This is a genomic window from Sulfitobacter sp. HI0040, from assembly GCF_001634885.1.
Classification (GTDB): Bacteria; Pseudomonadota; Alphaproteobacteria; order Rhodobacterales; family Rhodobacteraceae; genus Sulfitobacter.
Window position 1 is genome coordinate 1 of the sequence record NZ_LWEX01000325.1, and the last position, 239, is coordinate 239.

At 66.1% G+C, this 239-nt stretch carries 1 pseudogene; it reads left to right on the top strand.

Annotation, left to right across the window (positions count from 1 at the left end):
• Positions 1-172, top strand: a pseudogene (locus A3728_RS22400) (DSD1 family PLP-dependent enzyme); the annotation flags it as partial.
• Positions 173-239: the final 67 nt, after the last annotated feature.

The window sequence follows — 239 nt, forward strand, 5'->3', positions numbered from 1 at the left end:
CGAGCACGGCGTCGTTTCCGACCCCAAGGGCGTGCTGAAGGTCAACGACAAGCTGCGCCTGATCCCCGGTCACTGCGACCCGACGGCCAATGTCCATGACTGGTACGTCGGCGTCCGGGGCGGAAAGGTCGAAACGCTGTGGCCGGTGTCGGCCCGGGGCAAGGCCTACTGACGGGCCATCCAAAACGGTCTTTCGGGCGGGGAGGCCCGGAAGACCGCGAGCATCTACCATATCGCTC